General features: G+C 62.5%; 24 protein-coding genes. 15 read left to right on the forward strand and 9 right to left on the reverse strand.

Going from position 1 to position 25,228, the window contains the following annotated elements; genetic code table 11:
* Positions 1-74 precede the first annotated feature (74 nt).
* The gene (locus ACYQ47_RS05005) at positions 75-662 is read left to right on the forward strand and encodes a nucleotidyltransferase family protein (protein WP_250467399.1); all 588 of its coding nucleotides are present in this window, start codon (positions 75-77) and stop codon (positions 660-662) included.
* A gap of 156 nt (positions 663-818) precedes the next feature.
* Here the strand turns inward: ACYQ47_RS05005 and ACYQ47_RS05010 are convergent, their stop codons facing one another.
* The gene (locus ACYQ47_RS05010) at positions 819-1,541 is read right to left on the reverse strand and encodes a glycosyltransferase family 2 protein (protein WP_309848596.1); all 723 of its coding nucleotides are present in this window, start codon (positions 1,539-1,541) and stop codon (positions 819-821) included.
* 214 nt (positions 1,542-1,755) lie between these two features.
* Here ACYQ47_RS05010 and ACYQ47_RS05015 point away from each other — a divergent pair, with 214 nt between their 5' ends.
* The 6 genes from ACYQ47_RS05015 to ACYQ47_RS05040 all read left to right on the forward strand — a co-directional run bounded on the left by ACYQ47_RS05015 (position 1,756) and on the right by ACYQ47_RS05040 (position 8,879).
* Positions 1,756-3,255: a UdgX family uracil-DNA binding protein gene (locus ACYQ47_RS05015; RefSeq protein ID WP_250467401.1), complete on the forward strand. Its 1,500-nt coding sequence runs from the start codon at positions 1,756-1,758 to the stop codon at positions 3,253-3,255.
* 164 nt (positions 3,256-3,419) lie between these two features.
* Positions 3,420-3,914, forward strand: a complete 495-nt coding sequence (locus tag ACYQ47_RS05020) for a hypothetical protein (protein WP_250467402.1) — start codon at positions 3,420-3,422, stop codon at positions 3,912-3,914.
* Between the two features lie 161 nt (positions 3,915-4,075).
* On the forward strand, positions 4,076-6,364 hold the full coding sequence (locus ACYQ47_RS05025; RefSeq protein ID WP_459904645.1) for an FdhF/YdeP family oxidoreductase: 2,289 nt from the start codon (positions 4,076-4,078) through the stop codon (positions 6,362-6,364).
* 94 nt (positions 6,365-6,458) lie between these two features.
* Positions 6,459-7,034, forward strand: coding sequence for a glycosyltransferase family 9 protein (locus tag ACYQ47_RS05030; protein WP_459904646.1), 576 nt, complete (start codon positions 6,459-6,461; stop codon positions 7,032-7,034).
* 18 nt (positions 7,035-7,052) lie between these two features.
* Positions 7,053-7,214 (forward strand): hypothetical protein, encoded by a 162-nt coding sequence (locus ACYQ47_RS05035; RefSeq protein WP_244829287.1) that lies wholly within the window; start codon positions 7,053-7,055, stop codon positions 7,212-7,214.
* A gap of 123 nt (positions 7,215-7,337) precedes the next feature.
* Complete coding sequence (locus ACYQ47_RS05040; protein WP_459904647.1) at positions 7,338-8,879, forward strand: methyl-accepting chemotaxis protein; 1,542 nt, start codon at positions 7,338-7,340, stop codon at positions 8,877-8,879.
* 213 nt (positions 8,880-9,092) lie between these two features.
* On the opposite strand, the gene ACYQ47_RS05045 is transcribed toward ACYQ47_RS05040, so the two are convergent.
* Positions 9,093-10,277, reverse strand: a complete 1,185-nt coding sequence (locus ACYQ47_RS05045; protein ID WP_250467405.1) for a M20 aminoacylase family protein — start codon at positions 10,275-10,277, stop codon at positions 9,093-9,095.
* A 253-nt stretch (positions 10,278-10,530) separates the two neighbouring features.
* On the opposite strand from ACYQ47_RS05045, the gene gabT reads away from it, so the two are divergent.
* Together gabT and ACYQ47_RS05055 are read left to right on the forward strand one after the other, a co-directional pair.
* Complete coding sequence (gene gabT / locus ACYQ47_RS05050; RefSeq protein WP_459904648.1) at positions 10,531-11,856, forward strand: 4-aminobutyrate--2-oxoglutarate transaminase; 1,326 nt, start codon at positions 10,531-10,533, stop codon at positions 11,854-11,856.
* 61 nt (positions 11,857-11,917) lie between these two features.
* Complete coding sequence (locus tag ACYQ47_RS05055) at positions 11,918-13,378, forward strand: NAD-dependent succinate-semialdehyde dehydrogenase (RefSeq protein WP_250467406.1); 1,461 nt, start codon at positions 11,918-11,920, stop codon at positions 13,376-13,378.
* A gap of 57 nt (positions 13,379-13,435) precedes the next feature.
* On the opposite strand, the gene ACYQ47_RS05060 is transcribed toward ACYQ47_RS05055, so the two are convergent.
* Complete coding sequence (locus ACYQ47_RS05060; protein WP_459904649.1) at positions 13,436-14,044, reverse strand: hypothetical protein; 609 nt, start codon at positions 14,042-14,044, stop codon at positions 13,436-13,438.
* A 214-nt stretch (positions 14,045-14,258) separates the two neighbouring features.
* Here ACYQ47_RS05060 and ACYQ47_RS05065 point away from each other — a divergent pair, with 214 nt between their 5' ends.
* Positions 14,259-15,422 carry a metallophosphoesterase gene (locus ACYQ47_RS05065; RefSeq protein WP_459904650.1) on the forward strand — a complete coding sequence of 388 codons (1,164 nt, stop codon included), beginning with the start codon at positions 14,259-14,261 and terminating at the stop codon, positions 15,420-15,422.
* A 22-nt stretch (positions 15,423-15,444) separates the two neighbouring features.
* Here ACYQ47_RS05065 and ACYQ47_RS05070 read toward each other — a convergent pair whose 3' ends face one another.
* The 4 genes from ACYQ47_RS05070 to ACYQ47_RS05085 form a co-directional block, all read right to left on the reverse strand.
* Positions 15,445-15,969 carry a hypothetical protein gene (locus tag ACYQ47_RS05070; protein WP_459904651.1) on the reverse strand — a complete coding sequence of 175 codons (525 nt, stop codon included), beginning with the start codon at positions 15,967-15,969 and terminating at the stop codon, positions 15,445-15,447.
* Between the two features lie 230 nt (positions 15,970-16,199).
* Positions 16,200-16,700 (reverse strand): peptide-methionine (R)-S-oxide reductase MsrB, encoded by a 501-nt coding sequence (msrB, locus tag ACYQ47_RS05075; RefSeq protein ID WP_250467410.1) that lies wholly within the window; start codon positions 16,698-16,700, stop codon positions 16,200-16,202.
* Positions 16,701-16,746: 46 nt separating this feature from the next.
* Complete coding sequence (locus ACYQ47_RS05080; protein ID WP_250467411.1) at positions 16,747-17,508, reverse strand: ABC transporter permease; 762 nt, start codon at positions 17,506-17,508, stop codon at positions 16,747-16,749.
* Positions 17,509-17,553: 45 nt separating this feature from the next.
* On the reverse strand, positions 17,554-18,474 hold the full coding sequence (locus ACYQ47_RS05085) for an ABC transporter ATP-binding protein (protein ID WP_244829274.1): 921 nt from the start codon (positions 18,472-18,474) through the stop codon (positions 17,554-17,556).
* Positions 18,475-18,601: 127 nt separating this feature from the next.
* On the opposite strand from ACYQ47_RS05085, the gene ACYQ47_RS05090 reads away from it, so the two are divergent.
* Both ACYQ47_RS05090 and ACYQ47_RS05095 read left to right on the forward strand, forming a co-directional pair.
* Positions 18,602-19,081 (forward strand): 2,4'-dihydroxyacetophenone dioxygenase family protein, encoded by a 480-nt coding sequence (locus ACYQ47_RS05090; protein ID WP_459904652.1) that lies wholly within the window; start codon positions 18,602-18,604, stop codon positions 19,079-19,081.
* A 51-nt stretch (positions 19,082-19,132) separates the two neighbouring features.
* Positions 19,133-19,984 (forward strand): 3-hydroxybutyryl-CoA dehydrogenase, encoded by an 852-nt coding sequence (locus ACYQ47_RS05095; RefSeq protein ID WP_244829272.1) that lies wholly within the window; start codon positions 19,133-19,135, stop codon positions 19,982-19,984.
* Positions 19,985-19,992: 8 nt separating this feature from the next.
* Here ACYQ47_RS05095 and ACYQ47_RS05100 read toward each other — a convergent pair whose 3' ends face one another.
* On the reverse strand, positions 19,993-20,982 hold the full coding sequence (locus ACYQ47_RS05100; RefSeq protein ID WP_459904653.1) for a glutathione S-transferase family protein: 990 nt from the start codon (positions 20,980-20,982) through the stop codon (positions 19,993-19,995).
* Between the two features lie 105 nt (positions 20,983-21,087).
* Between ACYQ47_RS05100 and ACYQ47_RS05105 the strand changes: the two genes are divergently transcribed.
* The 3 genes from ACYQ47_RS05105 (at position 21,088) to ACYQ47_RS05115 (ending at position 24,295) form a co-directional block, all read left to right on the forward strand.
* Positions 21,088-22,005 carry a LysR substrate-binding domain-containing protein gene (locus ACYQ47_RS05105; protein ID WP_459904654.1) on the forward strand — a complete coding sequence of 306 codons (918 nt, stop codon included), beginning with the start codon at positions 21,088-21,090 and terminating at the stop codon, positions 22,003-22,005.
* 314 nt (positions 22,006-22,319) lie between these two features.
* Positions 22,320-23,477, forward strand: coding sequence for an AI-2E family transporter YdiK (gene ydiK, locus ACYQ47_RS05110; RefSeq protein WP_244829269.1), 1,158 nt, complete (start codon positions 22,320-22,322; stop codon positions 23,475-23,477).
* Positions 23,478-23,665: 188 nt separating this feature from the next.
* Complete coding sequence (locus tag ACYQ47_RS05115) at positions 23,666-24,295, forward strand: DUF6572 domain-containing protein (protein WP_459904655.1); 630 nt, start codon at positions 23,666-23,668, stop codon at positions 24,293-24,295.
* 152 nt (positions 24,296-24,447) lie between these two features.
* Here the strand turns inward: ACYQ47_RS05115 and ACYQ47_RS05120 are convergent, their stop codons facing one another.
* Positions 24,448-25,167 (reverse strand): hypothetical protein, encoded by a 720-nt coding sequence (locus tag ACYQ47_RS05120; RefSeq protein ID WP_459904656.1) that lies wholly within the window; start codon positions 25,165-25,167, stop codon positions 24,448-24,450.
* Positions 25,168-25,228 lie beyond the last annotated feature (61 nt).

The following is a 25,228-nucleotide window of genomic DNA, read 5'->3' on the forward strand; positions in this document are numbered from 1 at the left end:
CGGATTTTTTTGACGCTTGCGGCGACTATCGACGCGCTGCACAATCGATCCTCTTCCCCACGCGAGCCGCACCGATGACCTACTCGTCAAGCGCGACCGGCATCCTGCTGGCCGCAGGGCTCGGCACCCGCTTCGATCCTTCCGGCATTCACAACAAGCTGCTGGCGCCCTTGCCGAACGGCACGCCGGTCGTGTTTCAGTCGGCGCGCAGGCTGCTTTCGGTTGCTTCGAGTGTGATCGCGGTGGTTCGGCCGGGCGCGGAAAAGCTGGCGGAAGTGCTGAACGAAGCCGGCTGCAAGGTCATTTTCAGCATCGATGCCGAGCGCGGCATGGGCGCGACGCTCGCCGTGGCCGTACGCGCCACCGCCGACGCGGAAGGCTGGCTTGTCGCGCTCGGCGATATGCCGTGGATCGAGCCCGCGACCATCGAAGCCGTCGCGCGTCCGCTCGACGCAGGCGCGCGGCTCGTCGCGCCGTTTTATCGCGGCACGCGGGGACATCCGGTGGGGTTTGGCATCGAGTACGGTGCGGCGCTCGCCACGCTCGATGGCGACGCCGGCGCGCGCGGCATCTTCGCCATGGAAAAGCCGACGGTCATCGAAGTGAATGACCGGAACGTGCTGCGTGATGTGGACTTGCCTGGCGATTTATCGGACGGTTGACGCAGTCGCTTTGTTACGTGGAGTCATGCACAACGAGCGCGGGCATGGACATGCCTCGGCCGTCGTCGATATTCCTGCGGCAATCGCCGTCATGCTCTCCAATGCACCGCATCCGAATGACGGCGCCTGCCCCGCGCGTCGACCTCGCAATAACGCCTACGCGGCAATCGCCGTCACATCCGCCGGGCCTGCCACGTCCGCGTTGGCATTGACGTTCGCGCTCAGATAACGCCGGCTCACTTCCACCAGCGTCGCGCCGAAGCCCTTCTTCGCCTTGAAATCGGTACGCGCGCTCGTCACCACGCGCGGCGCCGCGCTCCACTCGATGTGCGCGCCCGTTTCGATCAACGCTTCGACGAGCGCGACATCCTCGCTGGATTCGAGCGGCGGAAAACCGCCTGCCTGCAAATAAGCCCGTGCCGAGACGCCGAGATTCGCGCCGTGGATATGGCGATGCCCGTCCGCATCCGTATAAGTGCGGCCGAAATGCTCCTGCACCGCGCCGAGATGCGGCGACCAGTCATGCACGCCGATCACGCCGCACACCGCATCCGCGCAGCAGTCGAGCTGGCGCGAGAGCCAGTCGTCGGCGACGGTCGTGTCGGCGTCGGTGAAGGCGAGCCAGCGCGCGCCGAGCGCAAGCGCCCGCTCCGCGCCATGCGCCCGCGCGATGCCGACATTGCGCGCGTCGATACTCGTGACGTGCGCGCCGAGTGCGGAGGCGATGTCGCCCGTCTCGTCGCTGCAACTGTCGAGCACGACGATCACGCGCACTTCTTCTCCCAGCAATTGATGATGGTCCGCCGCGCGCCGGGCGGCAGTCACGCACGCGCCGATATGCGCGGCTTCGTTATGAGCAGGGATGACTATGGCAAGCATGTCGACTCCGTTTTGATTTTGTGGTTCATCGGCAGTCAAAGCCGCGATTGTTTCGAGGTACAGCAATGGGTGTACCCATGCGCACGCGGCAAGGGTCGCAACCGCTCTTAAGGGCACGACCATCCCAAAAAAGTTGCCCCAAAAGCCGAAGCGCCGATAGAATTCACTGTATGTATATACAGTACTTTTCGTTCCTTCCGGCTTCCTCTCTTCGATGAAAAGCGTCGTCTTCGATCCGTCCTTCGCTGCCTGGCGCTCCGCCGCGCGCACGCTCCTCATGGAAGGCGCGCGGCCGGAAGACGTCGTATGGCTGGAATCGGATTCCTCGGCAACCGTGTTCGGCAGCATCGACGGACCGCCGCCCGGCCCCGAGAACCCCGACGCGCCCAAGCCCGTGAAGATCGCCCGCGAATTCCTCGCGATGCTGGCAACGGCCGCCTGCTATCGCACGCCGGCCCGCTGGATGTTTCTCTACAAGGTGTTGTGGCGCTGGACCCAGGGCGATCGCGCGGTCGTATCGCCGGACGATCCCGACGGGCAGCGCCTGCAACACATGATCGAAGCCGTGGAGGCCGAGGAAAACGAGATGCGTCGCGTGCTGCGCTTCAGGCATCGCGATTCGTCGCTCGGACCGCCCGAGTTCATCAGCTGGTGCGAGCCCGTGCACGACCTGTTGGAGCACGCCGCCATGCACTTCGCCACGCGCATGGGCAGCGCCACGTGGATGATCGCGACGCCGCACGGCGCGGCCTTTTGGGACGGCGCGCTGCTGCGGGTGGACCGCACGAGCGACCCGGAAGAAAAGCCAATGGATTTCGGCGATACCGCGATGAGCGGCGAGGCCGTGAGCGGAGACGCCATCGAAGCGCTGTGGCTCGCTTATTACGAAAGCACCTTTACGTCGGCGGTGGAAAATGCCGCCGAAGTGGCATCGCACATGCCGGTGCGCTACTGGAAGAGCCCGGAAAACCAGCGCGCCGATCCCACGCTGATCTCGCGTGCCGATCCTTATTCGCGGCGCGACCGGCATCCGCGCAACGTTCCCGCGGACATGGAAGTGGCCCTCAACACGGATCTGGAGCCGCTTCAGGGCACGTCGCTGAAGGAGCCGCCCTCGCTCGACGCGTGCAAACGCTGTTCGCTCTGGCGCAACGCGACGCAGGCCGTGCCCGGAATCGGTCCGGCGAACGCGCGCGTCATGCTGGTCGGCGAGCAGCCTGGCGATAACGAAGACCGCGAAGGCAAGCCGTTCGTCGGTCCGGCGGGCAAGCTGCTGGACGAGGCCATCGGTGAGGCGCAACTCGCGCGCGAAACGCTTTATCTGACCAACGCGGTGAAGCACTTCAAATTCGACCCGCATGGCGATGAGCGGCAGCACGTTGCGCCCGGACAGCGCGAACGCGAGGCCTGCCGGTTCTGGCTGGAGGAGGAACTGACGCGGATCGCGCCGAAAGTGGTCGTGGCGCTTGGCGCCACCGCGCTCAAGGCGCTGACGGGGCATCGCACGGCGCTGTCCGAGTATCTCGGCAAGACCATCGAGCACAAGGGGCGCATCGTGGTGCCGACCTATCATCCGTCGTATTTGCTGCGGCTAACCGACGAAAAGATTCGCGGCGAAGTGTTCGGCACCATCGTCGAGGCGCTCGTGTTCGCGCGGCAGATCGCCGAAGGTACCGCGACCATCCGCACGCCGGTGAAGGATCGGACGCGCTAGCATCGGTGCAAGCCGCGTATCACAAACCCCAATTGCAACGAGAAGAAACAGGACGCAACAAGACGAAAGCGCCGTCAACCTTCCTGTAAGCCATGCGTTATACCCGTGTCGCGCCGCTCTTTGCCTGTTGGCGCTCACTCACGAATCGTTCCGACGACACATCCATGGCCGCTCTTCCCCTCGAAGCACTCCGCCAACAACAATCCATCACCGCGCTCGTGCCAAAATCGGCCGGGCAGTTGCAAACCGAGCGCGAGCGCGTCATTGCCCGCGCCGGCATGTTCCTGAACGCGACCATCGTGCTGGCGCTGCTGGGCTTGTTGGTCGTCGCGTGGCTGCCGTTTTCGTCGGTGCAGCAGGAATTCCGCTTCGGCGTGCAGGAAGTGATCGCGGTCGGCGTTTTCGCCTCGTGCCTCTTTCTGCTGCACGAGCGCGCCGAACTCATGCTCGGGCTTTACAGCTTCGAGCCGGTCGAACAAACCACGCAGGGCGAATTGCGCGCGCTTTTGCATCGCGTGCCGGAAGGCGCGCAGTATCAGCAAGCGCTCGCCGCCGACAACCGCACTTTCGTGACCGGCGAGGTGGACGACATTCGCCGCCGCGCCGAAGCCTTCATTCCGAAGACGCTACCGGCAGAAGACGGTAATCCGGAAACCTGACCGGAAGATAAGTCCGGCACCCGTGCCAGGACAAAAACTGAACCGAAAAGCCGCCGCCTTGCCCATGCAGGGCGGCGGCTTTCTTTTCATTGAAAGCGCGCCGCTGTGCCTGTTTCTTGCTGAATGTGAAGCGAACGGACCATTCACGGGAGAGGCCAAGCATGAGCAAACTGCCGCATATCGAAAAGTACGATCACCCGGCGGGCGGCTGGGGATCGGTCAAGGCAGTTACCTCGGCACTCGTCAACGAACACGTCGCGCTCAACGGCGCGCGCATTCTTCTGCATCAGAACAAGCCGGACGGCTTTGCGTGCGTGAGCTGTTCGTGGGCGAAGCCGGCCGATCCGCATCTCTTCGAATTTTGCGAGAACGGCGCGCGGGCAACCGCGTGGGAATTGACGAAGAAACGGATCGATCAGGATTTTTTTGCGCATCACACGCTCGCGGGATTGACGGCGTGGACCGATTTCGAGCTCGAATCGCAAGGCCGCCTGACCGAGCCAATGCGTTACGACGCCGCCACCGACCGTTACGTGCCGGTTCCGTGGCAACAGGCTTTCGACGAAATCGGCGCGATGCTGCGCGACGCCAGGCCGAAGCGCAGCGTCTTCTACACGTCGGGGCGCGCATCGCTCGAAACGTCGTACATGTTCCAGTTGTTCGCGCGCCTTTACGGCACGAACAATCTGCCGGACAGCTCGAACATGTGCCACGAGAGTACGTCGGTGGCGCTGCCGGAGACCATCGGCGCGCCGGTCGGCACCGTGACGCTCGACGACTTCGAGCACACCGACTGCTTTTTCTTCTTCGGGCACAACACCGGCACGAATGCGCCGCGCATGCTGCATCCCTTGCAGGAAGCGAGAAAGCGCGGCGCGCGCATCATTACCTTCAACCCGATCAAGGAACGCGGGCTCGTGAGCTTCGCGAATCCGCAGTCGCCGGTGGAAATGCTGTCGCCGATCCAGACCGCCATCAGCACGCAATATCTGCAACTGAAGATTGGCGGCGACATTGCCGCGGTCACGGGCTTGTGCAAGGCGCTGATCGAAGCGGACGACCTGGCGCAAGAAAACCAGACGCCGCGCGTGCTGGACGCCGCCTTTATCGCCGAACACACGCACGGCTTCGATACCTTCGCCGACGCGATGCGCGCCGCCGACTGGAGCGACATCGAAACGCAATCGGGCCTGAAGCGCGCCGCGCTCGAAGCCGCCGCCGCCGAATATGCGCGGGCCAAAGCCGTGATGATTCTCTACGGCATGGGCATCACGCAGCATCGCGAAGGCGTGCTCGCCGTGCAGATGCTGACGAATCTGATGCTGCTAGGCGGAAACATCGGCAAGCCGGGCGCGGGTATCTGCCCGATTCGCGGCCATTCCAACGTGCAGGGTCAGCGCACGGTCGGGATCACGGAGAAGCCGGCGCTCGTGCCGCTCGACAAGCTCGCGGAAATGTACGCGTTCGAGCCGCCGCGCGACGAAGGCATGTCCACCGTCGATGCCTGCGCGGCGCTGCGCGACGGCGAACTCGATGCATTCATCAGCCTCGGCGGCAATTTCGCGCGCGCGACGCCCGATCATCACGTGCTGGAACCGGCGTGGCAAAACGTGCCGCTGACGGTGCAAATTGCCACGCACCTGAACCGCAGCCATCTGCTGCACGGGCGTGCGGCATATCTGCTGCCTTGCATCGGGCGTATCGAGGTGGATCAGCAGGCGAGCGGCCCGCAGATCGTCACGGTCGAGGACAGCACCGCGTGCGTCCATGCGTCGAAGGGCTTCGCGGAACCCGCGAGCAAGACGTTGCTGTCGGAGCCCGCGATCGTCGCGGGACTGGCCAAGGCCACGCTGCAAGGACGTCGCGGCAAGGTAGACTGGGACGCCTGGACGGCCGATTATTCGCTGGTGCGCGAGGCAATCGAGAAGACTTACCCCGATCAGTTCAAGGAATTCAACGCGCGCATGTCGCAGCCGGGCGGGTTTCATCGGCCGATTCCGGCGGCCAAACGCGAGTGGAAGACGAAGAACGGCAAGGCGAATTTCATCACGCCGGAGGGCATGGGCGAAGATCCGGACATGTCTTTCGAAGGCGAGCGCACCTTGCGGCTCATGACCACGCGCGGCGACAGCCAGTTCAATACGACCGTGTACGGGCTTGACGATCGCTTTCGCGGCGTCTTCAATACCCGAGACGTGCTGTTGATGAACCGTGACGACATGGCGCGGCTGAACATCGCGGAAGATCAGACGATCACCGTGACGACGGTATCCAGCGATGACGTGACGCGCAGTATCGACGGATTGCGGGCCCATGCATTCGATATCCCGGCCGGCTGCGCGATGGGCTATTACCCGGAATGCAATCCGCTGATTCCGCTTGCGCACCACGCAAAACGCAGCAAGGTGCCTGCGGCGAAGGCAGTTCCGGTGTGCGTGCGCGCGACGTAAATCCCGGCGTGAGGCGCGGCCGGGCATGTCCCGTGCTCGCGCTTGGCCGACTTCACGATTTTTCCATCGAGGCCACGGCCTTGCAGGAGCGCAGATGCGAGCCAACCCGTTTTCTCCCCTGATCGACGACCTGGCGCCTTCGCTGATTGCGGACTCACCCGCCGCTTCGCCGTTGTCCGACGCCCAATATGACGAACTCGTGGCGTTTCATGGCATCGAGCGCGAGCGTCTGGTGCTGATTCATCCCGGCAGCCACAAGACGACGCCCGCGTGGTCCGCGCAGCAATACGCCGATGTTGCCGATCAGTTGACCGCCGACGGCTGGCAGATCGCGATCATCGGCGACGCGCCCGATCCGGAGCGCACGGCCGGCGTCCTGGGCGCGATGCAAACCGCCGCGCTTTTTCTGGCCGGCGCCGTGGCGCCGCGCACGTTGCCGCGCCTGATCGCCGACGCCCGCCTGCTCCTTTCCGACGATGCCATCGCGCCTTCGCCCGCCGCCGCCGCACGTGCGCTCGGCACGCCGCATATCGTGCTCGACGAGCATCCGCGCGGCACGGACAGCGAGGCCATCATCGAACGGGCACGCGCCGAACTGTCGGATACGCGGCGCGCGCACCCTGGCACGCCCTTCACACTGCACATGCCGGTCGACCACGACGCGGCCTGACGCCATTCGGGAATTCCCATGAAATTCGATCTGCAAACCAGTCCCGTTCCCGATCCGATCGCCGATCCGAACCGCGATCCGGAAGCCGATCCGCTCACGCCGCCGTCGCCGGGGCATCGCCCGGACGAGCCGCAGCATCCCGATGCCCCGCCGGACAAGGACCCGATCCGGCGTTTCTGACACCGGGGAAACCCCCACCCTACATTTGCCGCGCCGTATGCCGTAAGAGGGGCATGCGGCGGCGCGCGTCGCCGCACCGTCTAGGACAACGTAAAAAGACTGCGGGGCGCACAAATGAATGGAATGACGTTGAACAAAAAGCTCGGCTCGATGATCGCCGTGCTGTGGATAGGTTTGATTGCGATCGGCATTATCGGAGCGTGGCAGAACCGCACGTCGATGATCGAGGATCGCAAGGAACAGTTGAAGACGCTGGTCGGCGAGGCACATGCCGTCGTCACGCACTTCGCGGCGCTCGCCGCCAACAAGACCCTCACCGAAGAAGAAGCCAAGAAGCGCGCGCTGGATGTCATCGGCGCGATCCGCTACGGCAAGGATGGCTATCTTTCCATCAACGATTCGAAGCCGAAAATGGTCATGCACCCGATCAAGCCCGCCATGAACGGGCAGGATCTTTCGGCATACACCGACCCGGCGGGCAATCACTTGTTCGTCGATATCGTCAAGGCGGGCGATCAGCCGGACGGCGGTTTCATCAGCTATCTGTGGTCGAAGCCAGGCAGCGACAAGCCTGTGGCGAAGCTCTCGTATGCGCAGCGTTTCGGCCAGTGGGACTGGTATGTCGTCACCGGCATGTATATGGACGACGTGCAGAGCGCGTTCTATGCAAGCGCACTGCGCTGGCTTGCCATCACGATGCTGCTCGGCGCCATCGCGACGGCCGCGATGCTCGTCGTTCTGCGCAGCATCAAGCGCAATCTGGGCGGCGAACTGGAACTCGCGGTGGATGCGGCGCATCGCATTGCGCGTGGCGATCTGACGGCCGCCGTGCCGGTGCGTGCCGGCGATACATCGAGCCTCCTGCACGCGCTTTCGGTGATGCAGCTCGGCCTTGTCGAGACGGTGTCGCGTGTGCGTAACGGCACGGAAAACATCAACGTGGGCGCGTCGGAAATCGCGGCGGGCAACACCGATCTGTCGCAGCGCACCGAGGAGCAAGCGGCCGCGCTGGTCGAGACCGCATCGAGCATGGACCAGATGACGGCCAACGTGAAGAACAACGCCGAGAGCGCCGCGCAGGCCGCGCGCCTTGCGGGTCAAGCCGCCGATGTCGCGACGCGCGGCAGCGGCGTGGTGGACGAAGTCATCAACACGATGACGCGTATCACGGCAAGCTCGCAACAGATTGGCGACATTATCGGCGTGATCGATGGCATTGCGTTCCAGACCAACATCCTGGCGTTGAACGCGGCGGTCGAAGCGGCGCGCGCGGGCGAACAAGGACGCGGCTTTGCGGTCGTGGCGGCGGAAGTGCGCAGCCTCGCGCAACGTTCGGCGACGGCGGCCAAGGAGATCAAGGCGCTGATCGAGACGTCGACGCATACGGTGCAGGAAGGCGCGTCGCTCGTGACGAACGCCGGTTCGACGATGGGCGAGATCGTGTCGTCGGTGCGTCGTGTGAACGAGATTCTCGATGAAATAAGCAATGCATCGCGCGAGCAGAGCGCGGGCATCGAGCAGGTGAATCGCGCAGTCGTCGAGATGGATCAGGTCACGCAGCAGAACGCGGCGCTAGTGGAAGAAGCAGCGGCTGCGGCGCATTCGTTGAAGGATCAGGTGGATGGGTTGCGGGAGGCAATCGGCAGTTTTCATTTGCCGGCTTGAGGAGTGGATCGGCGCAGATTGTCGAGGTATGGGTTGCGCTGCTTCTTGAATGGCTGAAGCAATCGCCGTCGCTTGCATAGTGACGGCGATCGCTCCAAGGCTGAATTATCGGCCGCTTACTCTTAAAGTGCTCCACGAACCGCGCCCGATAAGCCGTTCCGACCAGCGGATTTCATCACCGAAATCGTGGTGCGGTTCTGGATCGTCGGCTGCTCATTGCTCCAAAAACCGCTCCACCAATCGCGCCCAATAAGCCGCCCCGACCGGCAGATTCCTGTCGTTGAAATCGTAGTGCGGGTTGTGAACCATGCAACCGTCCTCGCCCGCGCCGTTGCCGATGCGCAAAAACGTCCCCGGCCGCGCCTGCAGCATGAACGCGAAGTCCTCGCTGCCCATCAGCAAATCCGTGTGGTCGACCACGTGCTCGGCACCCACCAACTCGCGCGCCACCTGCGCCGCGAATTCCGTTTCGGCATCCGAATTGACGACCACCGGATAGCCTTCCAGATACTTGATCGTCGCCTTTGCGCCGTAGCTCGCCGCCTGCGCATCCACGAGTTCGCAGATACGGCGCTTGAGCAACTCACGCACCGGCTTGCTGAACGAGCGCACCGACAGTTCGAGCGTCGCGCGATTCGGAATCACGTTGTTGACCGTGCCCGCGTGCATCGAGCCGACCGTGACGACGGCCGGTTGCGCGGGATCGACATTGCGCGCGACGATAGTCTGCAAAGCCATCACGATGCTCGCCGTCACCACCACCGGATCGACGCTCAAATGCGGACGCGCCGCATGCCCGCCCACGCCTTCGATCTCGATCGACACCTGATCGCACGCCGCCATGAACGGCCCCTTGCGAAACAGGAACGTGCCGGGCGCGACGCCCGGATGGTTGTGCACGCCGAATACGGCATCGCAAGGAAAGCGCTCGAAGAGCCCCTCCGCGATCATGCGTTGCGCGCCGCTCGGCAAACCGTGCTCTTCCGCCGGCTGAAAATACAGATGCACCGTGCCATTGAAACGCCGCGTGCGCGCTAGATGCCGTGCCGCACCGAGCAGCATGGTCGTATGGCCGTCGTGGCCGCACGCGTGCATCTTGCCCGGCGACTCGCTCGCGTACGGCTTGCCGGTCTGCTCGTGAATCGGCAGCGCGTCCATGTCGGCGCGCAGGCCGATGCGCTTCGTGCCATCGCCCGCCGTCAGCGTACCGACGACACCCGTTCCGGCGATTCCCCGGCTCACTTCCCAGCCCCACTCTTCGAGCTTCTGCGCGACGAGCGCCGAGGTGCGCGTCTCCTCGAACGAGAGTTCGGGATGGCGGTGGATGTCGTGACGGATCTCGCGCAACGCGGGCGCATCGTCGGAAAGATCGGCGAGTTCGGTGAAGAGTCGGGTCATTTGCAGGAACCTTGGCTGAATCGAAACGGAAAACGGAAACACGAACGGCGCACATGATCCTCCAGTCGCGCGTCGCGTGCTACTTCCGCGCGATTTTTTGCCAATTTCGACCGCTAGGATCGCGGCGAACCAGGTGGAATTGGCTCCATTGGATGCATCGGAATGGCTCTGACCAGGAGAGCCAAATTTAACTATAGTCGGCTCTGAATCCGACTGATGCAACCGCGCGCCGCGCCCCAAGGAGAACTTCGCCGTGTCCAAACTTCCTCAAACCTCGCCCGCTAACGTCACTCAGGCCACCAACGCGGATCTTCAGGCCCGCAAGAATGCCGCCACGCCGCGCGGCGTCGGCGTGATGTGCGACTTCTACGCGGCGCGCGCCGAGAACGCGGAACTCTGGGACGTCGAAGGCCGCCGCTTCATCGACTTCGCGGCGGGCATCGCGGTGTGCAACACGGGGCATCGGCATCCTAAGATCGTCGAGGCCATGCGCGCGCAACTCGACTGCTTCACACATACGGCCTATCAGATCGTGCCTTATGAATCTTACGTTTCGCTCGCGGAAAAAATTAGCGCCCGTGCGCCCGGTCAAGCGCCGAAGAAGACCGCGTTCTTCACGACCGGCGCGGAGGCCGTCGAAAACGCCGTGAAAATCGCGCGCGCGGCAACCGGGCGGCCCGGCGTGATCGCCTTCACGGGCGGCTTTCACGGCCGCACGATGATGGGCATGGCGCTCACCGGCAAGGTCGCGCCGTACAAGATCGGTTTCGGGCCGTTCCCCGCCGACGTCTATCACGCACCGTTTCCCAACGCGCTGCACGGCGTATCGCTGGCGGACTCGCTGCGCGCCATCGAGCATCTGTTCAAGGCGGATCTCGAAGCCAAGCGCGTCGCGGCGATCATCTTCGAACCCGTGCAAGGCGAAGGCGGCTTCAATCCGGCGCCCGCGGACTTCGTGCGCGGCGTGCGCCGGATCTGCGACGAGCACGGCATTCTGCTGATCGCCGACGAGGTGCAGACGGGATTCGCGCGCACCGGCAAACTCTTCGCGATGGAGCATTACGACGTGGTTCCCGATCTCATGACGATCGCGAAGAGTCTTGCGGGCGGCATGCCGCTATCGGGCGTCGTGGGCCGCGCGGACATCATGGACAGCGTGGCGCCAGGCGGTCTCGGCGGCACTTACGCGGGCAATCCGCTCGCGGTGGCGGCGGCGCACGCGGTGCTCGATATCATCGACGAAGAGCAACTCTGCGAACGCGCCAACATGCTCGGCGACAAGCTGAAAGCCAAGCTCGAAGCGATTCGTCGGGACGTGCCGCAGATCGCCGATGTGCGCGGTCCGGGCGCCATGATCGCCGCCGAGTTCTGCAAGCCCGGCACGCACGAACCCGATGCCGATTTCGCCAGGCGCGTGCAGGCGCGCGCGCTGGAACGCGGTTTGTTACTGCTCGTGTGCGGCGTGTATGGCAACGTCGTGCGCTTCCTGTTTCCCCTCACGATCCAGGAGCCTGTGTTCGACGAAGCCCTCGGCATTCTCGAAGAAGTGTTGAGCGAAACCATCGCCGCCGCGGCTTGAGCACGGTTCGCCCCTTCGTCGTATGCTGAATGCAGAAATCTCAAGAAGGAATCGCAAGCAAATGAGCCTCAAAGACCAACTCAAGGACCCGGCACTGCTTCGTCACGCGTCGTATATCGCTGGTGAATGGCAGCAAGCCGATGACGGCGCCACCTTCGACGTACTCGATCCGTCAAACGGCGAATCGCTCGGCGCCGTTCCGCAAATGGGCGCGAGCGAAACACGCCGCGCCATCGCGGCCGCCAACGCCGCGTGGCCCGAATGGCGCAAGAAAACCGCGAAGGAACGCGCGGTCATCATGCGCCGCTGGTACGACCTGATGATCGCCAACGCCGACGACCTTGCGCTCATCCTCACGACCGAACAAGGCAAACCGCTCGCCGAAGCGAAGGGCGAGATCGTCTACGCGGCGTCGTTCATCGAATGGTTCGCCGAAGAAGGCAAGCGCGTGGCGGGCGACACGCTCGCCACGCCCGCCGCGGACAAGCGCATTGTCGTGACGAAGGAACCAATCGGCGTGTGCGCGGCGATCACGCCGTGGAACTTCCCGGCAGCAATGATCACGCGCAAGGTCGGTCCGGCGCTGGCGGCGGGCTGTCCTATCGTCGTGAAGCCGGCCGAAGCCACGCCCTTCTCCGCGTTCGCGCTGGCCGTGCTCGCGGAGCGCGCGGGCGTGCCGAAGGGCGTGTTGAGCGTGCTGACCGGCGACCCGAAAGCCATCGGCGGCGAAATGACGGGCAACCCGACCGTGCGCAAGCTCTCGTTCACAGGCTCGACGGCGGTAGGCCGTCTCCTGATGGCGCAAAGCGCGCCCACGGTCAAGAAAGTCACGCTGGAACTCGGTGGCAATGCGCCCTTCCTCGTGTTCGAAGACGCCGATGTCGACGCGGCGGTGCAAGGCGCGATTGCATCGAAGTATCGCAATAGCGGTCAGACGTGCGTGTGCACGAATCGCTTCTATGTGCACGAGCGCGTCTACGACGAGTTCGCCGCGAAACTGGCGACGGCTGTAGGCGACCTGAAGGTTGGACGCGGCACGGATGACGGCGTGTTGCTTGGCCCGCTCATCAACGAAGCGGCAGTGAAGAAGGTGGAAGCGCATATCGAGGATGCGCTGGCCAAAGGCGCGACGCTGACGGCCGGCGGCAAGCGGCATGCGCTCGGCCACGGTTTTTTCCAGCCGACCGTGCTTACCGGCGTCACGCCGGCCATGCAAGTGGCAAAAGAAGAGACGTTCGGCCCGCTCGCGCCGATTTTCAAATTCTCTTCCGACGACGAAGCCATTCGCCTGGCCAACGACACCGAATTCGGACTCGCCGCATACTTCTACAGCCGCGACATTGCACGCGTGTGGCGCGTGGCGGAAGCGCTCGAATACGGCATGGTCGGAATCAACACCGGCCTGATCTCGAACGAAGTCGCGCCGTTCGGCGGCGTCAAGCAATCGGGACTGGGCCGTGAAGGCTCGCACTATGGCATCGACGATTACGTCGTCATCAAGTATCTGTGCCTGCAGGTCTGATTTTTAGCCGATGCACCGAGCGAAGGCCCCGCGCGTGTTTAACGCCGGGGCCTTCGCTCATTTCGATGCCGCGACGGGCGTCACTTTCACCGCAGCCGCGGAAACGAACACCGCATGCACGGTGTCGCCCTTCTTGAGGTTGTCGGCTGCGACATCGGGCGGAAGGTCCATGGTCTCGGTGCGCCACGGTCCGCGCAGCGTGACGGTGTGATGCTTCTTGTCGACCCTCACGACCGTGGCGAGAATCTCGACCTGACGCGATGAATCGAAGCCGCTTGCGCCGTTCGCGCCCGAAGCGGGCGAATAGGTTTGCGTGTCCACGCGCTTGCGCAGGCCCTGATCCTTGCCCGTTACCTTTTCCACGTTCGAAAGCAAAGCGTTCTTGTACTGGACATCGACCTGGTCGCCGACATGAAGCTGATCGAAACCCGTCACTTCCTTATTGACGAGCACTGTCGAATCGCCACGCGGACCATGCACGATGAGCGTTCGCGTCGACGGGTCGATGCCCGTGATGACGGCTTGAACGTGGATAGGCTGCGCCGCGCCGATGACCTGCCGCGCCTGGTTCGTCAATGCGTCGTTGGTCTGAGCGAAAGCGGTGCCGGACGCCACGACGATTGCCGTCATTGGAAAGAGAGAAAGCGCGCGAAAGCCTGATTTCATTTGATCACTCCTCGTTGCACATCGGTAGTCCAAACAAATTCGCTCGACGATATCATGCAGACGGCTACGCCCAGACGCACGCCCACGGCGGATATGGCCCCGAACCGGTAGAATCGATCGACAGGACCGGCTAAGGGCAACGACGCGTATATTCGACGCGCCGACGCGTCACGCGTATTCTTGCCCGCCGCATTTTTGACCTTTTAGGGGCGTTATGCGACGTTCGGCATTTTTTATCCGCTTCATTGGCATTGGTGTTCTCTTTCATATCTACGTTGGCGTGCGGCTCATTCCCCATGCGCCCGTCGGCCCGGCGCTCAAGGCGCTTGCCATCGCACTGCTCGTCGCCTCGCTGATTTTGATTCCGCTCGGCATGTCCGCGCGATCGATCGAAAAGCAACCGCTTGCGGATCGGCTCGCCTGGTTCGGACTGACCGCGCTCGGCTTCTTCTCGTCGCTCCTGCTGCTGACCTTCGCGCGCGATCTCGTGCTGCTGTCCGTGCATGTGTTCGACTGGCTGCGCGGCACGCCCATAGGCTCGCCCCGCTTCGTTGCCGAGAGTGCGCTGGCCGTGCCCATGCTCGCGTTGCTTTCGTCCGCCGCCGGCTTTTACAACGCGCGAAAGCGCGCGCCGGTAAAGAGCGTGGACGTGCCCATCGACAATTTGCCGGCGGCGCTCGAAGGCTTCACTATCGTGCAGATCAGCGATATCCACGTCGGCCCGACTATCAAGCGGCACTATGTCGAGCGAATCGTCGCGGCCGTCAATGCGTTGCAGCCGGATCTGATCGCGGTGACGGGCGACGTGGTCGATGGCAGTGTGCCGCACCTCGCTGCTCATACACGCCCGCTCGCGGAATTGAGCGCGCGGCACGGCGCGTTCCTCGTCACGGGTAATCACGAGTATTACTCGGGCGCGGACAAGTGGATCGTCGAATTCCGGCGGCTCGGCATGAATGTGCTGCTCAATCAGCATGTGGTGCTGAACCACGACGGCGCGCAAGCCGTGATCGCCGGTGTCACCGATTACGGCGCGGGCAGCTTCGATCCCGCGCACCGGAGCGACCCGGCTAAAGCGATGGAAGGCGCTCCCGCCGATGCCACCGTGCGCGTGCTCCTTGCCCATCAGCCACGCAGCGCGACCGCCGCCGCCGATGCGGGTTTCACGCTGCAACTGTCGGGGCATACACATGGCGGACAGTTCTTTCCGTGGAACTTCTTCGTCAAGCTGCAGCAGCCGTTCGTGTCGGGTCTCGTGAAATTTAACGGACTGTGGGTGTACACGAGTCGAGGAACGGGCTATTGGGGACCGCCCAAGCGCCTCGGCGCGCCTTCCGAAATCACGCGCGTGAGGCTGGTCGCGGCGCCTGCAGCTTGAACCGAGCTTGGCCTGCATGGAGTCAACGCTTCGGAACGCTTTTCCAGACCACTTTCACGGTCGCGCCGGATGCGAGCGCGGCAGCGTCGCCGGGATGGGTTGTACGTATCTCGATTGGCAAGCTGTTGGCGTCCTTCAGCATGACGACGCCGGTTGCACTGTCGGCGCCCGTAACCTGCCCGACGAACTGCGTTTGCCCCGGCAGCATTTCCTGCAAAGGCTGTGCTTTGACGGGCGTGAGCGTAACCGCGCGAAGCGCCGTGCTATTCACTCGTGTGCCAATAGGCAACTTGTTCAGATCCTGCATCTCCTGCCCGACGTTCAACTGCGTCTCCTGCCCTTGCGCATTGACCACGGTGACGCGATGCGCGTCCGGATCGACAGCTTTTACCTCGCCGATGATCTGCACGAGCATCTTGCCTTCGATGGACAGCGCAGCAACCTTTGCGCTTGGTTGACGTTGAGCAAACGCATTGCCGCCATTCAATAGGCCAGTCAGCGAGCCAATCAGCAACGCTGTGCAGAAGTCGATTATTTTGATTTTCATGGCTCAGTCTCTCAATGTCAGCGAGGCCAGCCAGGCTTTCTCTCGCATACATCCTGACGAGGATGTTGTTTCGATTCTGCCCTGTCAACCCTTCGAGATGATTGAGACGGAGTGCGCAATTTTGTCACCGATCGTTTTGATACGCGAAAGGCTCGCCTTGCTTCAAGGCGAATTCAAAGCGTTTGGCGCGTGCGCCGGCGACCGTATCCGTTCTACGCGCTTTGGCCAGGTCAGCTTTCGGTCTGGCGAAAAAGCAGCGCAGCGCCGTTCAGGCAGTAACGCAGACCAGTGGGATTCGGGCCGTCGTCGAAGACATGCCCAAGATGGCCGCCGCAACGCCGGCAAAGCACTTCGTGACGAAGGGAGCCGGGCGTTGCATCGGCGCGGGTGGCGACGGCGCCGTCGATTGGCATGGAGAAACTCGGCCATCCGGTGCCGCTATCGAACTTCGCCGACGAGGCAAAGAGCGGCGATCCGCATCCCGCGCAAAAAAACGAGCCGTTGCGACGCTCGTTGATCAGCGGGCTGGCGTTCGGCGGCTCGGTCGCGCCGCGCCTGAGCACGCGATATTGTTCAGCGGAAAGGCGGCGGCGCCATCCGGCATCGCTCAGGTTCATCTCGTACGGGTCGGCAAGCGCCGTGTCCGCGCCGCGCGAGGCAATGGAGCCGCCCGTGAAAGTGGCCGTGACCGCGCCGAAGAAAGTGCGTTTAGTGCGTTTCATGATTTTCATTCGATGAACGCCTCTTGATGGTGACGACGCCCGCCGGCGCCAACCGCTACGATTTGATGCGATAGCCGGTCTTGAAGATCCACGCCGTGATAGCGATGAACACGCCCAGAAATACTAACGTCATCGAAAGGCTTACGCCTACGGAAACATCCGCGAGACCGTAAAAACTCCAGCGAAAGCCGCTGATGAGATACACGACCGGATTAAAAAGCGCGACCGTTTTCCAAAACGGCGGCAGGATGTTGATCGAATAAAAGCTGCCGCCGAGGAACGTGAGCGGCGTGACAATCAAAAGCGGAATGATCTGAAGTTTCTCGAAACCGTCTGCCCAAATGCCAATAATGAATCCGAGCAGGCTGAATGTCAGCGATGTCAGCAGCAAAAACACGATCATCCAAAATGGATGGTCGATCCGCAGCGGCACGAAGAGCCGCGCAGTCGCGAGAATGATCAACCCGAGAATGATCGACTTGGTCGCCGCCGCGCCGACGTAACTCAGAACGAGCTCGAAATACGACACGGGCGCGGACAAGAGCTCGTAGATGGTGCCCGTGAACTTCGGAAAGTAAATGCCGAACGAAGCGTTCGCGATGCTCTGCGTGAGCAGCGACAGCATGACGAGTCCCGGCACAATGAACGCGCCGTAGCTGATGCCGTCCACTTGCGGAATGCGCGAGCCGATGGCCGCGCCGAACACCACGAAATAGAGCGAAGTGGAAATGACGGGCGACACGATGCTCTGCATGAGCGTGCGTCCGGCGCGCGCCATTTCGAAGCGATAGATCGCGCGTACTGCGTGAAGATTCATGTGGTCTCCCTGTCGACCGGAATCGATGCTCCCGGTCCGATACGACTAGTTGCGCACGAGGCTCACGAAGATGTCTTCGAGCGAGCTCTGCGTCGTTTGCAGATCCTTGAAGCGCACGCCGGCTTCATCGACATGGCGCAATAGCGCGATGATTCGACCCGGCTCGTCATGGGCGTCGTAGGTGTAAGTCAGTTCGTTGCCGTCGGCGGACAATTGCAGGCCGTAGGGCGCGAGCGACGCGGGCACGGCAGCCAGCGCGTGATCCAATTGCAGCGCGAGCTTCTTCTGCCCGAGCTTGCGCATGAGTTCGGCCTTCTCTTCGACCAGCACGATCTCGCCGCGATTGATCACGCCTACGCGATCCGCCATCTCTTCCGCTTCCTCGATGTAATGCGTCGTGAGGATGATGGTCACGCCGTTCGCTTGCAGTTCGCGCACGAGGTTCCACATGTCGCGGCGCAGTTCGACATCGACGCCGGCCGTCGGCTCGTCCAGAAAGAGAATCTGCGGCTCGTGCGCGAGCGCCTTGGCGATCAGGACGCGCCGCTTCATGCCGCCCGAAAGCGTCATGATCTTGTTGTCCTTTTTGCTCCAGAGCGACAGCGACTTCAGCACCTTCTCGACATGCGCCGGGTTTTTCGGCCGGCCGAACAAGCCCCGGCTGAACGATACGGTCGCCCACACGGTTTCGAAGGCGTCGGTGGTGAGTTCCTGCGGCACGAGCCCGATCATCGCGCGCGCGGCGCGATAGTCCGTGACGATGTCGTGTCCGTTCACGGTGACCGTGCCCGAGCTGGGATTCACGATGCCGCAAACCGTGCTGATGAGCGTGGTCTTGCCCGCCCCGTTCGGACCGAGCAACGCGAAAATCTCGCCGCGCCGGATTTCCAGATTCACGTCCCGGAGCGCGCTGAACCCCGACTCGTAGGTCTTGGAGAGGTTTGAAATGGTAATGATGGTTGGCATGGCACGGACGATAGCAGATAAGGCGCGATCCGGCTGGATCGAACGGGGCTTTCAGGGGTCGTCCGTTTGGCCGATGCACGGCGCGTGCCGCGCTGCATACAATGGGCGTCTGATCAAGGGAGCCGACATGCTGTTCGAACAGATTCAAACCGCTTGCATCAACGACGCGGACGTGCCGTGGGTGCCCTTCACGCCATACAGCGAGCACGTGCTCGTCAAATACTTCAAGCTCGATCCGGTTCGCGGCGAAACCATCGCCCTTTTGAAGGCGCCGGCGCGCGGACAAATGCCGCAGCATCGGCATACGGGCACGGTAATCGTCTACACGGTCGAAGGGCGCTGGAAGTATCGCGAACATGCGTGGATTGCGGAGAAAGGCAGCATCGTGTACGAGACCGCAGGTTCCAGTCACACGCCGGAAGCCGTTCCCGTGGTGGACGGCAGCGATGAGATCGTCACGCTCAACATCATTCAGGGCGAGCTGCTCTTCGTAAACGAAAACGGGCAAATACTTGCCGCCGAAGACTGGCGCAGCGGCTGGGAGCGCTACGCTGCCTATTGCCGCGCGCATGGATTAAAAGCACGCGACTTGACGGCGTTCGGCTGAAGGCGTGGTTAGAATCGTGCATCGCACAAACATCGATTGGAGGAAGCGCGCATGAGCATACAGACGGTGGGTATCGTCGGAGCGGGAACCATGGGCAACGGCATCGCGCAGGTCGCGGCCGTGGCGGGATTCGACATCGTGCTGATCGACGTGACGGACGCCGCGCTCGCCAAGGGCGTGGCCACGCTGACGAACAGCCTGGAACGGCTGGTGTCGAAAGACAAGCTGCAAGCGTCGGTGCGCGATGCCGCGATTGCGCGCATCCAGACATCCACGGATTACGGGCGGCTCAAGGACGCGGATATCGTCATCGAGGCGGCCACGGAGAACGTCGAGCTCAAACACCGCATTCTGAAGCAGATCGAAGCAGCGGCGCGGCCCGAGGCGATCATCGCGTCGAACACATCGTCTATTTCGATCACCGCGCTTGGGGCAACGCTTGCGCGGCCCGAGCGGTTCATCGGCATGCACTTCTTCAATCCGGTGCCGCTGCTGCAACTCGTCGAAGTGATTCGCGGCGTGCAGACGAGCGACGACACCGCGAACGCCGTGCGCGCGCTCACCGAGAAGCTGGACAAGTCGCCCATCGGCGTGAAGAACTCGCCTGGTTTCGTGGTCAACCGCATTCTCGTGCCCATGATCAACGAAGCCTTCTTCGTGCTCTATGAAGGCGTGGCGAGCGCCGAGGAAATCGACGCGGGCATGAAGCTCGGCGCAAACCATCCTATCGGTCCGCTCGCGCTTGCCGATCTCATCGGCCTCGATGTCTGTCTCTCGGTCATGGACGTGTTCCTGAAGGATTTCGGCGATTCGAAATATCGAGCGTGCCCGCTGTTGCGCGAACTCGTGTCCGCGGGTTATCTCGGCCGCAAGACGAAGCGCGGCGTTTATCGATACGACTGAGCTCAGGCTTACGCGCTTTTCGGCAGACGCTCTCGGTCGTGCGGCGCGGCGAAGTCAAGCACGGGACCGGCCGGCACGATCCCGGTCGGGTTGATCGAGCGATGACTCTCGTAGTAATGCCGCTTGATGTGCTCGAAGTTCACCGTGTCCGCGACTCCCGGCATCCGGTAAATCTCGCGCGTGTAGTTGGAGAGATTCGGATAATCCGCTATGCGCCGCAGATTGCATTTGAAGTGGCCGGCGTACACGGCGTCGAAGCGCACGAGCGTCGTGAACAGTCGGATGTCGGCTTCGGTGAAGCGCTCGCCCGCGAGATAACGGTGCGAGGCAAGGCGCGCATCGAGGAAGTCGAGGGTATCGAAGAGCGGCTGCACGGCTTCCTCGTACGCGGCCTGGGTGGTCGCGAAGCTCGCTTTGTAGACGCCGTTGTTCACGCTGTCGTAGATGCGCGCGTTGAGCGTGTCGATCTCCGCGTGCAACTCGGGCGGATAGTAATTGCCCGCTTTGGCGCCCAGGCCGTCGAACGCGGCATTCAGCATGCGAATAATCTCGGACGACTCGTTGCTGACTATCGTGCCGCGCGCCTTGTCCCAGAGAATCGGCACGGTCACGCGGCCGGTGTAGCTCGCGTCCGCCGCCGTGTAGACCTGATGCAGAAAGCGCGCGCCGTTGATGGCGTCGGGCACGACGCCCGGACCATCCGCGAACGTCCATCCGTTTTCGAGCATGAGCCAGTGAACGACCGAGATGCCGATCATCTCTTGCAGCCCCTTGAGCGCGCGCACGATAAGCGTGCGATGTGCCCACGGACAAGCCAGGCTCACGTACAAGTGATAACGGCCCGCTTCCGCCTTGAAGCCGCCCTCGCCACTCGGACCGGGCGCGCCATCGGCCGTGACCCAGTTGCGAAACGCCGCGTCCTTGCGCACGAAGCGCCCGCCAGTCGATTTCGTGTCGTACCACTTGTCCTGCCATTGCCCGTCGACGAGAAGTCCCATCTGCATGCTCCCTGATCGTTGTTTGCGTCATCTCCAAGCACGTGGTGGACCGCGCCGCCGCTCTTGCCGTACCATCGCGCCGATGAACGTTCGATGGAGTCGAACATGTTATCCGAGGAAGAACTCGCCCTGCTCGATGCAATCCGCTCGACCGGCAGCCTTTCCCGCGCGGCGGCGCGACTCGGCCGCGCGCCCTCGACGATCTCGCATGCCGCGCGGCAACTGGAAACGCGCTTCGACGCGCTGCTGTTCGACCGCCGTCGTTACCGCCTGCAACTGACGCCAGCGGGCCATCTTCTCGCCGATGAAGCCGCGCGTCTGATGATCGACGTGTCGCGTCTGACGCAGCGCGTGAAGCAGATCGCGAGCGGCTGGGAAGACCGGTTGTGGATCGTCTGCGACGAGATACTCGAGTTCGAGACCTTGCTGCCGGTCGTGCAGGCGTTCGACGCGCTCGCGTCCGGCGTGACCCTGCGCATGACGCATGAAGTGCTGGGCGGCACGTGGGAAGCACTGCGCGATGGCCGCGCCGATCTCATCGTCGGGGCGACGAACGAACCGCCCGCGATTCCCGGCCTGCGCTGGTTCGAACTCGGCGTGATGGAATGGGTGTTCGCCGTGGCGCCACGCCATCCGCTGGCGAAGGCGGCAGAACCGCTCGGGCGCGAGCAGATCGCGGCGCATCGCGCGGTGGCGGTCGCGGATTCATCGCATGGATCGGCGGGACGCGCTTACGGCGTGCTCGGCGGACAAGCGGCGCTCGCCGTGCCGGGCATGCGCGCGAAGATTCTTGCTCAACGGCAAGGACTTGGCTGCGGTTGGGTGCCGAAGCATCGAGCGGCTTCGTTGCTGGCGCGTGGCGAACTGATCGCAAAGCAAACCGGCGATCCGCGCGAGCCCAACGTTCTATACGTAGCATGGCGCGGCGATCACGAAGGCCGCGCGTTGCAATGGTGGATCGAGCAATTCCGTCAGGCGCGTTTGGCCAGGCGTCTGGTCGATGGCGTCGACGCGTTCGCCTGAAATTACGGCAGCTTGACCACCGAAGGCAACGAAAAGACCAGACAGCATAAAAGCCACAGCGAATATACGAAAAGGCCTCGCAGCCGCCTGCGCCGCCGGCCGTCGTCTTCACGTGCTTGCCTGAGCATGATTGCCATCTCGTCGAGTGATCGTTTCGTCAAGCGTATGCGAAGCCACCGCACATTGCCAGCGCGCCCGAATACCGTGCGCCATCGGCAATTTTTAGTAGTATGGATTGGATGCCGCCGAACTTACCGCTATGATGCCGGCGCTAAAACGCCCCGTCTCACTGATTTTTCTTCATTCAAGGCACCATGTCCACCACTCCGAACGGGCCGCCGAATTTGAACCCGCGCCAGCCGGTCGATATCGCGCGCATTCTGCTCGTCATTGCCATTCTGACTGCGCTGACTGTTGGCAGCCTTTATATCCTGCGGCCGTTTCTGCCGGGGCTGATCTGGGCCACGACGATCGTCGTCGCCACCTGGCCGTTGATGGTCGCGGTGCAACGCCGCTGCGGCAATCGCCGCTGGGCCGCGACGACTGTCATGCTGCTCGTGCTGCTGATCGTCATCGTGCTGCCGTTGTATCAGGCTATCTCCACGCTCGCATTGCACGGCGCCGAGATCATGTCGGCCATCAAGAGCCTGCCCACGTATGCACTTCCCCCGCCGCCGAGTTGGGTACACGACGTGCCGCTCGCCGGTCAGCGCGTCTCGGCCGAATGGCAGACGCTTTCCGACGCCGGCCCCGGCGGCCTGCTCGCCCGCATCGAACCGTATGTGACGATCGCAGCGCGCTGGATGCTGTCGCACGCGGCCGTCGTCGGGGTGTTCGTGATGCACATGGTGATCACGATCATCATCTCCGGCATCCTATACATGCAGGGCGAGGCAGCGGGCCGCTTCATCGTGCGGTTCGCAACGCGGGTTGCCGCGCAGCGTGGCGCCGAAGCCATCAAGCTCGCCGGCCTCGCCATTCGCGCGGTGGCCCTCGGCATTGTCGTGACGGCCGTGACGCAATCGGCGCTCGGAGGAATCGGCTTGTGGATCGCGGGCGTGCCGGCCGCGGGCATCATCACCGCCGTCATGCTGATGTTGTGCCTCGCGCAAATCGGGCCGCTCTTGCCACTGCTTGGGGGCGTCGCCTGGCTTTTCTGGCACGGGTCGCACGTCGCCGCGATTCTGTTGCTGATCTGGTCGATCATGATTGCCATGCTCGACAATTTTTTACGTCCCATACTCATCCGCCGCGGTATCAATTTGTCGATGCTGCTGATTCTTTCCGGCGTGCTTGGCGGCATGTTCGCATTCGGAATTGTCGGATTGTTTATTGGCCCGGTCATTCTCGCGGTCACCTCGGCAATATTGAACGCGTGGATCAACGAACAGCCTTCATTGCCGCAAGTAGACGCCATGAGTAAGGAAGAGCTGACCGGTTCGACGGCCGCGCGAGGCATAAGCGACGTATGAGCGGACGGCGCAAAACATTACCCTTATATCTGCTGAACCGGCACTGGGCGCAAAATTAGGAAAACACCTAAAGCGTATCTGACGCGATCCAAATCCAGCTTTATATTTTGAATCATCCCAAAATAAGAAATCGCTTAAGCAATGGCTTAGGACTCTGATTAATTTGAGAAATCGCAAGCAAACACACAATGTTTCGCTGTGATTTAAAGAGACATATTCCGCTACAATGCACTTCTTTGATACTTGCCCTCTCAGGGCGTAGGGGAATGACCATGTCTCTGCGCGACGTGGACGTCATCGACTACATCGGAGTGAATTCCTTGCTCAAGCGCGTGTATGTCGGGATATTCGATGAATGCGACTGGCACGATGAAAAAATGCATGAGGATTTGCTGACGCGGAAAATAGACGGCTATAACCGTTATATTCGCTCGGGTCAGTTACTTATGAATTATCCGCACGTTCGCGGTTATCAGATCGTATTTGAATACGTGTCGATGCACAAAATGACGCCCAGCGCGCTGCAGTATTGGAAAACGCGTGAGCGCGTCATCCACGCGGCGGGTTTCGATGTACGTGTGCGCGCCGTGGACGTTCGCCGCTCGCTCGGCATCAAGGTCGACGACGTCGCCAAGGTCGAAGCCGAGCTGGTCGAACCCGCGGCTATCGAAGTGCTCGATGCGGACCCGCGCAGTCGCCTCGCCGACGTGACCGACATCTCTTATCTGCCGCCGTTGATGCCTTCCAGGGCGCAACAGGCGCAGACTCTCCCGGCGGTTCTTACCCGCCTGTCGTTGCGGCGCGCGGCAATGAACTGAATTTCGTTGTACTCGGAGCCGTTCGGTGCGCGACGAGCGCGCTTCGGAAACACGGGTGAGCTCTCACGGGATACACCGGTGAGCTAATTCGGGAAGCAAATAAAGCGGCGAGGCCTGAAAGCCTCGCCGCTTTTTCGTGGGCACTTCCGAAGTTACTGCACCAGACTCAACGCCGACGTCGCGATGGACGGCACGGCAATATTATTGGTCTTCGCGTACTGCACAGCCTGCGTAAGCGTCTGCATCAGCGATTGCAACTGCCCCGGCGCCGATTGCGCGATATACGTTGCCGCCTGCGCCGTGCCAGGATTCGAGCCGGCCTGCATGAGCGAGGACATGTTCATCGAATTCTTGACCGAACTCAGATTCGATTGCAGCCCCGCGTATTGCTTGACGCCGTGACCCAGCGAAGCTAGCCCATCCGTGAAAGTTTGCTTGCTCGCGGCCGTCGGCGGCGTGGTCGATCCACTGGAAAAAGCCTGAATCAGCGATTGCGACACGCTTTGCTGCGTACCGCCAAGCTGCGACAGCGCATTGCTGCTCGGCACACCGCCGCTTCCCGACGCGCTCGACAGCAGTCCCGCCGCCGACTGTGCCTGACTCGCGACGCCGGACATTCCCATGGCCGAAGCAAGATTCGATTGTCCGCTCAACACCTGTTGATTCGCGCCGAGATAGCTTTGCACTAGCGAACCCAATCCCGACGACTGCGTGCCCGCGCTGTCCGACACATCCGACTTGCCGCTGCCGAATCCGAACTGTTGCAGGTTGATTTGCGCGTTGGATGCGACCGGCGCGACAAGCGCTCCCGTCAAACCAGCCGCCAGTAGCGCAAACCTCAACGAGCGCTTCACCATGTTGCGTTCCTCCATTTGACTCGTCCGATGATCGAACAGGCTCGGTTCGACCTTCAGACAAATTGACGGTTCGCGC

This window comes from Caballeronia sp. HLA56, from assembly GCF_054655155.1.